At 71.2% G+C, this 12,568-nt stretch carries 11 protein-coding genes and 1 other RNA gene; 2 read left to right on the top strand and 10 right to left on the bottom strand.

The genetic code is table 11. The features are described from left to right. Positions 1 to 146 precede the first annotated feature (146 nt). Entirely contained in the window at positions 147 to 1,118 is a 972-nt protein-coding gene (gene stgR / locus ABS735_RS02985) for a LysR family transcriptional regulator StgR (RefSeq protein ID WP_373899825.1), read from the bottom strand. 83 nt (positions 1,119 to 1,201) lie between these two features. On the opposite strand from stgR, the gene ABS735_RS02980 reads away from it, so the two are divergent. After that, entirely contained in the window at positions 1,202 to 2,497 is a 1,296-nt protein-coding gene (locus ABS735_RS02980; protein ID WP_373899824.1) for an MFS transporter, read from the top strand. A 159-nt stretch (positions 2,498 to 2,656) separates the two neighbouring features. Here the strand turns inward: ABS735_RS02980 and ssrA are convergent. The 5 genes from ssrA to ftsE all read right to left on the bottom strand — a co-directional run bounded on the left by ssrA (position 2,657) and on the right by ftsE (position 6,594). After that, positions 2,657 to 3,056: a transfer-messenger RNA gene (gene ssrA, locus ABS735_RS02975) on the bottom strand. 105 nt (positions 3,057 to 3,161) lie between these two features. Continuing rightward, complete coding sequence (smpB, locus tag ABS735_RS02970) at positions 3,162 to 3,641, bottom strand: SsrA-binding protein SmpB (RefSeq protein WP_007450171.1); 480 nt, start codon at positions 3,639 to 3,641, stop codon at positions 3,162 to 3,164. 46 nt (positions 3,642 to 3,687) lie between these two features. Continuing rightward, complete coding sequence (locus ABS735_RS02965; RefSeq protein WP_373899823.1) at positions 3,688 to 4,887, bottom strand: S41 family peptidase; 1,200 nt, start codon at positions 4,885 to 4,887, stop codon at positions 3,688 to 3,690. A 68-nt stretch (positions 4,888 to 4,955) separates the two neighbouring features. After that, on the bottom strand, positions 4,956 to 5,873 hold the full coding sequence (ftsX, locus tag ABS735_RS02960) for a permease-like cell division protein FtsX (protein ID WP_373899822.1): 918 nt from the start codon (positions 5,871 to 5,873) through the stop codon (positions 4,956 to 4,958). 31 nt (positions 5,874 to 5,904) lie between these two features. Continuing rightward, positions 5,905 to 6,594, bottom strand: coding sequence for a cell division ATP-binding protein FtsE (ftsE, locus tag ABS735_RS02955; protein ID WP_003975843.1), 690 nt, complete (start codon positions 6,592 to 6,594; stop codon positions 5,905 to 5,907). Positions 6,595 to 6,808: 214 nt separating this feature from the next. Here ftsE and ABS735_RS02950 point away from each other — a divergent pair, with 214 nt between their 5' ends. Next, a complete protein-coding gene (locus ABS735_RS02950) occupies positions 6,809 to 7,003 on the top strand; it encodes a hypothetical protein (protein ID WP_373899821.1) in 195 nt (64 codons plus the stop codon). A gap of 145 nt (positions 7,004 to 7,148) precedes the next feature. Here the strand turns inward: ABS735_RS02950 and ABS735_RS02945 are convergent, their stop codons facing one another. The 4 genes from ABS735_RS02945 to ABS735_RS02930 form a co-directional block, all read right to left on the bottom strand. Then, positions 7,149 to 7,895 (bottom strand): hypothetical protein, encoded by a 747-nt coding sequence (locus tag ABS735_RS02945; protein WP_373899820.1) that lies wholly within the window; start codon positions 7,893 to 7,895, stop codon positions 7,149 to 7,151. A 326-nt stretch (positions 7,896 to 8,221) separates the two neighbouring features. Beyond that, positions 8,222 to 9,328: a peptide chain release factor 2 gene (gene prfB, locus ABS735_RS02940; protein ID WP_373899819.1), complete on the bottom strand. Its 1,107-nt coding sequence runs from the start codon at positions 9,326 to 9,328 to the stop codon at positions 8,222 to 8,224. A 76-nt stretch (positions 9,329 to 9,404) separates the two neighbouring features. Next, entirely contained in the window at positions 9,405 to 10,658 is a 1,254-nt protein-coding gene (locus ABS735_RS02935) for a serine/threonine-protein kinase (protein ID WP_373899818.1), read from the bottom strand. 141 nt (positions 10,659 to 10,799) lie between these two features. After that, complete coding sequence (locus tag ABS735_RS02930) at positions 10,800 to 12,467, bottom strand: serine/threonine-protein kinase (RefSeq protein WP_373899817.1); 1,668 nt, start codon at positions 12,465 to 12,467, stop codon at positions 10,800 to 10,802. Positions 12,468 to 12,568: the final 101 nt, after the last annotated feature.

Here is a 12,568-nt window from a genome sequence, read left to right as displayed (position 1 = left end):
TCCCCCCACGGAACACTTCCGGGTGCGCATACGACTCCGAGCACTCGTCGGCCGAACCGGCCCCCACCAGGTTCGAGCGCCCCCTGTATCACACCGTGCTCAGGCAAAGAATGTAGCGCACGCGGAGGATGTGTGGTTGCCGCGTGTCACTTATGGACGGACATCACAGCGGCGTCGGCGGCCGGAATCCATCCTCCGTCGGGGACCTTGAGCCAACCCTTTTCGGTCGCGACCTGCGCCGCTGCCCGCCGCAGCGCGTCGAGCGCGGGGTGCACCAGTCCCTTTCGCCACACGAGTGACACAGGCGACAGCGGTATGGGGTCGACGAGCGGGCGCACCACGGTCGAAGGCATGGCCGGAAAGCTCTGCACGGCGAGGATCGGATTGCGCGTCTTGTCCATGATGCGCTGGAACTCCTCCTCGCCGATCGCCAGCGGCGCGGGGGACGCCACATGGATGCCGCGTCCCTCGAACAGGCGGTGCGCGAGGTCGGTCCACTCCGGCGTGCGCGGGTTGCCGGCCCCGGCGTACACGCTCTCCCCGGCGAGCGCGGGGAGCGGCACCCGGGTCAGCCGGGCCAGCGGGTGGTCCTCGGGCAGCACGACCGCCATGGGCTCGTAGCGCACCGGCTGGTGGCCGAGCCCCGCCCGCAACGCCGCGGGCAGCCCCGCGAGCCGGCCGAAGGAGGCGTCGAGGCGGCCCGCGACCAGTTCGCCGGCGGCGTGGGTCAGCCCGCTCTCGTAACGCGCCATCAGCTCCTGCTCGGGCGCGAGCGAACGGGCCCGTTCCAGGACGAGGCGGCCGGTGACCAGTCCCGGGGAGTTGAGGTCCACCAGCAGCGGGCGGGCCTGTCCGAAGGCGGCGAGCAGGTCGTCCTGCGCCTGGAGGACCCGGCGGGCGTACGGCAGCAGCCGCTCACCGTCCGCCGTCGGCGTCACCTGCCGGGTGGTCCGGACGAACAGCTCGGCGCCCAGCTCCCGCTCCAGGCGCCGCACGTCCCTGCTGAGCGCCTGCTGGGCGACGTAGAGGCGGGCGGCGGCGCGGGTGAAGTGCAGCTCCTCGGCGACGGCGACGAAGGCGCGCAGGAGACGGGGGTCGAGGTGGGCGGGTCCGGACATCCGGTGAATTTACAACGGGGTTGCGTGAATGGCCACGGAGAAGGTGTTGGACCCCCTGATCGTCTCCGGGCGACGGTGAACGCATGCCGATACCGACTCCAGCGCGCCCGTTCCGCCCCGCTCCGCCCGCCCCCTTCCTGACCGTCACCGCCGACACCGTGGTCGCGGCCGACTTCCGCCCCCGCACCCGGCGCCGACCACCAGGTCCGTACCGGCGCCTCCTGTCCACGCCCGGCGCCCGGGCCTTCACGATCGGGAACCTCGTCGCCCGGCTGCCCATGGGCATGTTCAGCGTGAGCGCGGTCGTGATGATCGCCGGCACCCGTGGTTCGTACGCCCTCGCCGGCGCCGTCACCGCGACGGGGCTGGCGGCCACGGCGCTGGTCGCCCCGTGGACCGCACGGCTCGTGGACCGGTACGGCCAGGCGCGGGTGGCCGTACCCGCCACCCTGTTCGCCGCGCTGGGCTCCGTCGCCCTGCTGCTGTGCGTGCGGCACGGGGCGCCCGCCTGGACCCTGTTCGCCGCGTACGCCGCCACCGCGACGACGCCCAACACCGGCGGCATGGCCCGCGCCCGCTGGGCCCACCTGCTGAAGGGCGACGCCGACGCGCTGCACACCGCGAACTCCTTCGAACAGGCCACGGACGAACTGTGCTTCATGCTCGGTCCGGTTCTCGCGGCGTTCCTGTGCACGGCGCTGTTCCCCGAGGCGGGCACGCTCGTGGGCGTGGTGCTGCTGGTGACCGGCATGCTGCTGTTCACCGCCCAGCGTTCGACCGAGCCGCCGGCCCGCCCGCGCCCGACGGCGAAGGCACCCTTCCGGGCCCCGGGCATCCCCTCGCTGCTGGTGGTGTGCCTGGCGATGGGCGGCGTCTTCGGCGCCATGGAGGTCACCACCATCGCGTTCGCGGACGCACAGGGCCACCGCGCGGCGGCCGGTGTCGTCCTCGCCCTGCAGGCGGCCGGTTCCTGCGCCGCGGGTCTGCTGTACGGCGCGATCAAGCCGGCCGGACCGGCCGAGCACCGCCTGCCGTGGTGCGTGGCGGCGATGACGGCCCTGCTGACCCTGCCGCTGCTCGCGGCCTCCCTCAGCGGCTCACTGCCCCTGCTGGCGCTCACGCTGCTCGTCGGCGGGATGGCGACGGCCCCGACGATGGTCACCACGATGACCCTGGTCCAGCACCGCACCCCGGAGGGCCGCCTGAACGAGGGCATGACCCTCGCGGTGACCGGCCTGCTCGGCGGCATCGCCTGCGGCAGCGCGGCGGGCGGCTGGACGGTGGAGCACGTCTCCCCCACCGCCGCCTACGGCGTACCGGTCACGGCGGCGGCCCTGGCCCTGCTCCTCGCCCTGCTGCCGACCCGACGGACACCGTGAACGCGGAAACCCCCTGAGCCGCCGGCACGTGGCCGGCCTCGGGGGGCTTCCGTATGGGGGTGCGGGTGGCGGAGCCCCCGCGTCGCGCGGCGAAGCCGCGCAAAAAACAACGAGGGCGACGTGGCTCGCGCTTACCGCGAGCACACGTCACCCTCGATCTCGTGGAGATGGCGGGAATCGAACCCGCGTCCAACGGTGCGGAATCAGGGCTTCTCCGTGTGCAGTCCGCTTCGATTTTCTCGGCCCCGGAGATCACGCGAACAAGTCTCCGACGGGCCCAGTCACTGTTTGGTTTCCCTCTTCACCCCGTGACCGGGATCAAGGTTTAGTCCCCTAGCTGATGCCAGGATCCGGGTCGGGAACAGCCCCGGGCTGACACTCCCTTAGTAGGAGGCTCGCTTCGCTACCTGAGATCAGGCAGCGAGGGCGAAGGCCTGCTGGGAGGAATCGCGCTTGGTGTTGGCGATTATTTTTTTCGGCCTGTGGTTTACGAGATCATGGCCGCTTCCTCGACACGCTTCCCCTGCTTCGACAGCCGCTGTCGAAACCGATCATCCCCATGTTGTTTTTTCAAGTCCTCCGAAGAGGGGCGCGCACCCTCTGTGGGGTGCAGGTGCCATCGTACGTGAACAACACGCACACGTGCCAGCCTATTCCAGGGCGCTCAAGCCCGCTGCTTGCGCCGGATCGCCGAGATCGTCCGCTCCGCCTCGCGCCGGTCCTGCTTCTCCCGGAGGGTCTGCCGCTTGTCGTACTCCTTCTTGCCGCGTGCCAGCGCGATCTCGACCTTGGCCCGGCCGTCCTTGAAGTAGAGCGCCAGGGGCACGATCGTGTGACCGGTCTCCTGGGACTTCGACTCCAGCTTGTCGATCTCCACGCGGTGCAGCAGCAGCTTCCGCTTGCGGCGGGCGCTGTGGTTGGTCCAGGTGCCCTGGCTGTACTCCGGCACGTGCACGTTGTGCAGCCACGCTTCGTGACCGTCCAGCTGCACGAAGCCGTCGACCAGCGAGGCCCGCCCCTGACGCAGCGACTTCACCTCGGTACCGGACAGCACGAGGCCGGCCTCGTAGGTGTCGAGGATCTGGTAGTCGTGCCGCGCCTTCTTGTTCTGCGCGATCAGCTTGCGCCCTTTTTCCTTAGCCATAGTGCGGTCCATTTTGGCACTACGGAGGGGTCCTTCGGAAAGCCGATTACGCGGGGTCGTGGACCTGGCGTCCCAGTCCGCTCAGCACCGTCCGGGCCCGTTCCACGGCGGCCGGGTCGGCCGGGTCGACCTCCAGGTCGGGCGTGATGCCCGTGCCGTCGACGCCGCGGCCGGAGGGGGTGCGGTAGTGGCCGACGGTCAGCTCGGCCACCGAGCCGCCGGGCAGCCGGCTCGGCATCTGCACCGAGCCCTTGCCGAAGGTGCGGGAGCCCAGGACGACCGCCCGGCCGCGGTCCTGGAGGGCCCCGGTGAGGAGCTCGGCCGCGCTCATCGTGCCGCCGTCGACGAGCGCGACCAGGGGTCTGGTGGTGTCACCGCCGGATTCGGCGTACAGGGCCCGCTGGTCGCCGTCGACGTCGTACGTGGCGACCAGGCCGCCGTCGAGGAAGGCCGAGGCGGCGGTCACTGCCTCGGAGACCAGGCCGCCGGAGTTGCCGCGCAGGTCGAGGACGACGCCGGCGCCGGACGGCACCCGTGCCACGGCCTCGCGCACCTGCTCGCCGACGCCCTTGGTGAAGGAGCTGACCTTGACGACGGTGAGGCCGTCGGCGAGCGTGCGGACGCTCACGGGGTCCGTGGACAGCCGGGCGCGTCGTACGGTCTCGGTCCACGCGCGCGTGCCACGCTCCAGGCCCAGCCGGACGGCGGTGCCGGCGGGCTCCCGCTCGGCGTCGCCGCGCAGTATGGAGACGACCTCGGTGACGGGCCGCCCGTCGACCCGCGCGCCGTCGACGCTGCGCAGGCGGTCGCCCTGGCGGATCCCGGCGTCGGCGGCGGGCGAGCCGGAGCGCACCTGGGTCACCTCGATACGCCCGTCCCGCTCGCGGCGCGCGGAGAGCCCGACGCCGGTGTACCGGCCGTCGAGGGCGTCCTCCAACTCCTCGTACTCGCCCTGGGAGTAGATGGCGCCCCAGCGGTCCCCGCTGCGGCTGACCGCGCGTTCGGCGGCCTCCACCGGGGACTTGCCGTCGGCCATCGCCTCGGCCGCCGCGCGGGCGACGTCGTCGTGCCGGACCTGCTGACCGGCCGGGGCGGCCGAACGGGCCGTGCCGGGCTCGGACTTCCGGTCCGTCCCGGGGAGCGAGCCGGTGGCCGCGCCCGCGACGAGCACGCTCGCGAACACCAAGGTCAGGGCGGCCCCGTGGCGTGCGCGGCGGGGCTGACAGAACAGGTCACGACCTGACATGCCGGTGAGTCTAGGACAACGCACAGGGGCCGCACGGTCGCTTGACCGTGCGACCCCCTTGGTATGTGTCACACCTTCAGGTACTTGCGCAACGCGAAGAACGCGGCCAACGCGGGCATCAGCAGACTCGTGGCCAGGATGAGCGGCAGCTTCGTCAGGACGGCGTCCCAGCCGATGAAGTTGATCAGGTTCAGCTTCTCGGACAGGGCGAGTCCGTGGTCGATGATGAAGTACCTGGCGATCACCAGGAATCCGCAGGCGACACCACCGCCGATGAGACCGGCGACCGCCGCCTCCATGATGAACGGCGCCTGGATGTAGAAGCCCGACGCGCCGACGAGGCGCATGATGCCGGTCTCGCGGCGCCGGCTGAACGCCGAGACGCGCACGGTGTTGACGATCAGCATCAGGGCGACGACGAGCATGAGGGCCATCACCGCGCGGGCGGCCCAGTTCATGCCGTTGAGGAGACCGAAGAGGTTGTCCAGGATGCCCTTCTGGTCCTGCACGGACTGCACGCCCTCACGGCCGTCGAAGGCGGTCGCGATGACCTGGTACTTCTCCGGGTCCTTCAGCTTGATCCGGTACGACTCCTGCATCTGGTCCGGCGTGAGGGAGCTGGCCAGCGGCGAGTCGCCGAACTGCTCCTTGTAGTGCTTGTACGCCTCGTCCTGCGACTCGTACGTCACCTTCTCGACGACGGTCATCTCGTCGAGGTCGGACATGATCTGCTTCTTCTGGTCCTCGGTCACCGCGCCCTTGGCGCAGTTGGGGTCGGACTCGGCGTCGCTCTTGTTGCAGAGGAAGACCGAGACGTTGACCTTGTCGTACCAGTAGCCCTTCATGGTGTTGACCTGGTCGCTCATCAGGAGCGAACCGCCGAACAGGGCCAGGGACAGGGCGACCGAGACGATCACCGCGAAGGTCATCGTCAGATTGCGGCGAAGACCGACACCGATCTCCGAGACTACGAACTGGGCGCGCATGGCGTCTCGTTAAGCCTTTCGTTCCTCGTCGTCAGTGCTGGTAGCCGTAGACACCGCGTGCCTGGTCCCGGACGAGGCGGCCCTTCTCCAGCTCGATGACGCGCTTGCGCATCTGGTCCACGATGTTCTGGTCGTGCGTGGCCATCACCACGGTGGTGCCCGTCCGGTTGATGCGGTCGAGCAGCTTCATGATGCCGACGGAGGTCTGCGGGTCCAGGTTGCCCGTGGGCTCGTCGGCGATCAGCAGCTTGGGCCGGTTGACGAAGGCGCGGGCGATGGCGACGCGCTGCTGTTCACCACCGGACAGCTCGCCGGGCCTGCGGTCCTCCTTGCCGCCGAGTCCGACGAGGTCGAGCACCTGCGGCACGGACTTGCGGATCTCGCCGCGGGACTTGCCGATGACCTCCTGGGCGAAGGCGACGTTCTCGCCGACCGTCTTGTTCGGCAGCAGGCGGAAGTCCTGGAAGACCGTCCCCAGCTGGCGCCGCATCTGCGGCACCTTCCAGTTGGACAGGCGGGCGAGGTCCTTGCCCAGTACGTGCACCTGTCCGTGGCTGCACCGCTCCTCGCGGAGGATCAGCCGCAGGAAGGTGGACTTTCCCGAGCCGGAGGATCCCACGAGGAAGACGAACTCGCCCTTCTCGACCTCCAGGGAGACATCCCTGAGGGCTGGGTGGCTCTGTTTGGGGTAGACCTTGGAGACGTTGTCGAATCGGATCACGGATGCACCACGGGTCGCCGGGGGTAGATGTGCGTGACCATACGCGAACCGGGGAGCCGACCGCAGTCACCGGTCGGGGTTGCGTATCAGTTGCGCGTTTTGTCCCCACGGGAGGGCGCGCAGGGCCCCACGGAACCTGGCACAGTGGAAGGGGAACGTTCGTACCGTCGCGGGCGTTGTTCCAGACGGAGCCGGTGGCAAGGAGGGCGAGCGCATGACGTACGACCGGTTGGTGTGCGCGAACTGCGCGGCGCCCGTGAGTGAGGGCAGGTGCCCGGTGTGCCGGGCCAACCGCGAGCGGCTGCAGCAGGAGAGCAACTTCTTCGCGGGACTGAACCCGATGGCGCTGATCGCGCTGCTGGCGGTGCTGGTCGCGGCGGTGGCCCTGCTCGCCCAGCAGACCGCCTGACGGCCCTGGAGCGGCCCTCAGGGCCCCAGGACGCGGACACGCGGCCCCGGCACGACACAGGCAGGGAAGACGCCGAAGGGGCCCGGAGCAGTGGTGCTCCGGGCCCCTTCGTCTGCGTGCGCGGTGCGTACGCGGACGGCTACCGTCAGGCAGCAGCCCCGCCGCGGCCGTTCATCAGGCGCGGGAGGAAGCGGAAGCCGATGCCGCCCGCGATCATCGTCGCGGCGCCGACCAGCAGGAACGTGGTCTCCGCGGCACCGGTCTCGGCGAGCTCCTCGCCGTTGCCCTGGGCAGAGGTGTCGGAGGCCGGGGCCTGCTCGCCGGTGTCGGTCAGGGCCGAGGAGCCCTGGTCCTGGGTGACGTTGTCGTTGCCGCCACCGTCGGGGTTGGTGTTGTTGTTGCCGCCACCACCGTTGCCGCCGGTGTTGCCGTTGCCCGGCTGCTCGGTGTTGCCACCGCCCGGCTGCTCAGTGTTGCCGCCACCGGGCTGCTCGGTGTTGCCGCCACCGGGCTGCTCCGTGTTGCCACCGCCGGGCTCCTCGGTGTTACCGCCGCCCGGCTCCTCGGTGTTACCGCCACCGGGCTCCTCGGTGTTGCCACCGCCGGGCTCCTCGGTGTTGCCACCGCCCGGCTCCTCGGTGTTACCGCCACCGGGCTCCTCGGTGTTGCCACCGCCCGGCTCCTCGGTGTTGCCACCGCCCGGCTCCTCCGTGTTGCAGTCGGGGTCGGTGCCGACGATGCCACAGTCGTCATCCGGCGTGTCGCCGTCAGCGGTGATCCCGATGTTGACCTCGAGCGCCGATGCTGCACCCGCGGCGGTCAGCGAGGCGCCGGCCGCGATCACGGCGCCGGCCGCGATGCGCGCGACACGGATACGCGTCTTCTTCGTCATGTACTTGCTACCCCCAGTAGCCGATTAGTCGGTGAGGCCGCACTCGGGGGCCGTGATCGACGGGGGGCGGCTGCATGTGTGCTCAAGCCCCCCGGTTCACATGCGCCCCAGAAATACGCATGCCGCGCCTCACCATTCCGAATGTTCAAAGCAACGTCAAGGCCATTGCGTACGCGATGTCCAGGTACGGGACGTATGCCGGACACAAAGGGTGTGAGTGTGATGTAAAACCCAGACATCACCGGCGAACAGCGGGCAGAGAAAAGGCAACTACCGTCCGAAGAGCGGCAGTTGCCTTGTCGACAAAGCGGTGGTTCCGCTTCGCGTTACTTCTCCTGCTGCTTGCGCCAGCGAATGCCGGCCTCGAGGAAGCCGTCGATCTCGCCGTTGAACACGGCCTCGGGGTTGCCCACTTCGTGCTCCGTGCGCAGGTCCTTGACCATCTGGTACGGGTGCAGCACGTACGAACGCATCTGGTTGCCCCAGGAGTTGCCCCCGTCGCCCTTGAGGGCGTCCATCTTGGCCTGCTCCTCCTGGCGGCGCCGCTCCAGGAGCTTGGCCTGGAGGACGTTCATGGCGGTGGCCTTGTTCTGGATCTGGGAGCGCTCGTTCTGGCAGGAGACGACGATGCCGGTGGGGATGTGGGTGAGGCGCACCGCCGAGTCGGTGGTGTTGACGCCCTGGCCGCCGGGGCCGGAGGACCGGTACACGTCCACGCGCAGCTCGGACTCGTCGATCTCGATGTGGTCGGTCTGCTCGACCACGGGGAGGATCTCGACGCCCGCGAAGGAGGTCTGGCGGCGACCCTGGTTGTCGAAGGGCGAGATGCGCACCAGCCGGTGCGTGCCCTGCTCGACTGAGAGGGTGCCGTAGGCGTACGGCGACTGCACGGCGAAGGTGGTCGACTTGATGCCGGCCTCTTCCGCGTACGACGTCTCGTAGATCTCGGTCTTGTAGCCGTGCTGCTCGGCCCAGCGCAGGTACATGCGCTGGAGCTTCTCGGCGAAGTCGGCGGCGTCCACGCCACCCGCCTCGGCGCGGATGTTGACGAGCGCCTCACGCGCGTCGTACTCGCCCGAGAGCAGGGTGCGGACCTCCATCTCGTCCAGCGCCTTGCGGACGGCCGTGAGCTCGGACTCGGCCTCGGCACGGGTGTCCGGGTCGTCCTCCTCCTCGGCCATCTCGAAGAGCACGCCGAGATCGTCGATCCGGCCGCGCAGGGCCTCGGCCTTGCGCACCTCGGCCTGGAGGTGCGAGAGCTTGCTGGTGATCTTCTGCGCCGCCTCCGGGTCGTCCCACAGGGAGGGAGCGGCCGCCTGCTCCTCGAGCACGGCGATGTCTGCCCTCAGCCTGTCGAGGTCCAGGACGGCCTCGATCGACTCCATGGTCGAGGAGAGGGACTTCAGCTCTTCGGATACATCGACGACTGCCACGCATCCAGCGTAACGGCTCCGGCCGGCGGTCCACGCCCGGCGGGTGCGGGCGTGGACCGCCGGCGGGGGCCGGACCTCAGGGAGAGGCCGGTGCGGAGTTCCGCGTGTCCTGGGGTCCGGTGCCGTCCTCGTCACCGCCCGTGGCCAGCCATGTACCGACGCCGATCGCCGCCACCAGGGCGACGGCGCCCGCGCCCACCGCGATCCTGCGGCGCCGCGCGGTGGCGCGGTTGCGGGCCGAGCCGGGGCGCGGGGCGCCCGACGCGCGCGGGGCGCGGGCGGTGCCGCGGGCGCCGCCGGCCAGCTCGTCCGGGGCGGGGACGCGCATCGACGTGTGGGTGTCGCGGTTGGAGTCGGCCGGCTTGGCGCCCGGCACCAGGGGCACCGCTCCCCGGCGCCGTACGGGCTCCGCGGCGGACCCGGGGGCGGCCGGGGACTCCGCGGACTCGTCGGGGTCGTCCTCCGGCTGCTCGGCGTCGGGCTCGTCCACGTCCAGCGGGGCCATTCCGGCGAGCATCGGCAGCAGCTCGCGCAGCCGGGCGCTCAGCTCGGAGGCGCGCAGCCGGGAGGCCGGGGCCTTGGCGAGGCACTGGACGAGGAGCTGCCACAGCTCGTCGGGGATGCCGGGGAGCGGGACGACGGTCTCGGTCACGTGGCGGCGCAGCACCGCGCCGGGGTGGCCGCCGCCGAACGGCGTGAAGCCGGCGAGCAGCTCGTAGAGCACCGTGGCCAGCGCGTAGATGTCGACCGCCGCGCGCGGGGGCAGGCCTTCGACGATCTCCGGGGCCAGGTAGTCGGGCGTGCCGATGATCTTCGTGGCCCGGGTGCGGCGCGGGGTGTCGATGAGCTTGGCCACGCCGAAGTCCGTCAGCAGCGCCGGGTGCGAGCCGCCGGGGCCGAGCGGACCCTGCATGTCGAGCAGCACGTTCTCGGGCTTGACGTCGCGGTGCACGACCCCGGCGGCGTGCGCGGCGGCCAGTCCGTCGGCGACGTCGGCGGCGACGGCCACCGCGGCCTCGGGCGCCAGGCGCCGCTCCCGGTCGAGACGGGTGCGCAGGTCCGTGCCGCGGACCAGGTCCATGACCAGCGCGAGGTCGTTGCCGTCGACCACCAGGTCGCGCACGGAGACGACGTGCGGGTGCTCCAGGCCGAGCAGGGCGGTGCGCTCCTGTACGAAGCGTGAGACGAGTTCCTGGTCGGACGCCAGGTCCTCGCGCAGCAGCTTGATCGCGACGGGCCCGTCGGGGCCCTCGCCCAGCCACACCGTGCCGGCGCTGCCCCGCCCGAGGATCTGATGGGCGGTGTACCGGCTGCCGATCTTCCGTGCCAAGACTGCTCCTACCGACGCGTGTTGCGCCTAAAAGTACGCGTCCGAGGAGCCGACCTTCACCGCGGAGGCGGAAATCACCCTCCGGATGTCGACAAGTCTCCAGACTCGGCCGACTCGACCGGCTCTGCAGACCCGACCGGCTCAGCCGCCGGTGGAGCTTCCGTCGCTCGAGCCGCCCAGGTCCCCGACCCAGTCGGTCACGGTGGTGAACCAGTCGCTGAGCTGTGCCCAGTAGCCCTTGCCCGTGCCGATCCAGTCCTGCAACGGGCTCAGCTCCCAGATCAGCCATCCGGCCACGAACAGGATGACGATCGTGAACAGGCACCCCTTGAGGCAGCCGAGGCCCGGGATGCGCATGGGGTTGGCGCTGCGCTGCCGCGGCGCCCTGGGCTCGCGCCGCGGCTGCTGCGGCTCGGGCGTGGGCGGCGGGGCGTACCGCTGCGGCTGGGGCCGTTGCGGCTGCTGGGGCTGGGGCTGCGGGGTGGCGTAGCGCTGCGGCGGTTGCTGCTGCGGGTAGCCGTAGCCGGGCTGCTGGGGCGGCGGGCCCTGGCGGGGCTGCTGCGGCGGGCGGGAGACCTGTCGCTGGGGGCGGCGGCGCAGCGGGTCCTGGTTCGGGTCGAGGTACTGGACCTGCGTCTGCTCGTTGCGGTCGCGGGCGGCGCGCAGCTGGTTCTGCCAGGGGTGCGGGTCCTCGGGCCCGCCCTGCCCCGGCGCGCCCGACTGGCCCGGCTGTCCCGGCGGCACCGGCGGCATCACGGCGGTGGGGTCGGCCGCCCCGGTGTTCGGGAGTACGGCGGTCGGGTCGGCGGCGCCCGCCGGGCCCGGGGTGTGCGGCAGGACGCTGGTCGCGCCGTTCGGGTCGTAGGCGGCGTCGGGGGCGCCGGGGACCTGCGCGGGTGCCGGGTCGGGGACGAGGAGCGCGCCGACGTTCTCGGCGGCGCCGATCTGCGCGCTGTTCGCGTGCACGCCGATGCCCTCGGCGACGACGCGCAGGCCGCGCGCGAGGTTCTCGGCGCTGGGACGTTCGTCCGGGTTCTTGCGCAGGCAGCGCTCGATGACCGTCCACAGTGGGTCGGGGACGGTGGAGGGGCGGCGCGGTTCGGCGCTCAGGTGCTGGTGCAGCACTTCGAGGGCGGAGCCACCGCCGAACGGGGGACGGCCGGTGACCAGCTCGTACAGCAGGATGCCGGCGCCGTACACGTCGACGGCGGAGGTCTGCGGGCGGCCCTCGGCGGACTCCGGCGCGACGTACGCGGGCGTGCCGACGAACTCGTGGGTGCGGGTGAGGCCGGGCGAGTCGGCGAGGCGGGCGATGCCGAAGTCGGTGAGCATCGGGTGCATCTCGCCGCCGGTCTGCCTCAGCAGGACGTTGGCCGGCTTCAGGTCGCGGTGGACGACGCCGTCGGCGTGGCTGGCGGCGAGGGCGTCGGCGATCTGCGCGGTGAGCAGGGCCGCGGCAACCGGGGTGAGCGGCCCGTTTTCGCGCAGGTAGCGGTGGAGGTCGGGGCCGTCGACGAGGTCCATGACGAGGGCCAGCAGCTCGCCCTCGACGACCAGGTCGCGGACCCGGACGATGTTGGGGTGGGTGAGCCGGAGCAGGACGGAACGTTCGCGCAGGAAGCGCATCACGATGTCGGCGTCGCTCGCGAGCTCCTCCTTGAGGACCTTGATCGCGACGGTCTCGCCGGGCTGCCCGGCCACGGCCGCCTCGGCGCCCGCGGTCTCGCGCTGGCGGGCGCGCCAAACGGTGCCCGTGGCGCCGCGGCCGAGGGGCTCCTCGAGGAGGTACTTGCTGCCTACCGGCCGCACGTCATGCGCTCCTAGTTGCTTGCTGGCTGTTCGGACCCACTGTCGCAGAATCGGTCGGTCCCAGTCGGACCCAACTGTAGTGCCGCCCCCGGACCACGTTC

Source organism: Streptomyces sp. MMCC 100 (genome assembly GCF_041538145.2).
GTDB lineage: Bacteria > Actinomycetota > Actinomycetes > Streptomycetales > Streptomycetaceae > Streptomyces.
The sequence above is the reverse complement of the archived record's forward strand: the minus strand, read 5'-3'. Positions and strand labels throughout refer to the sequence as shown.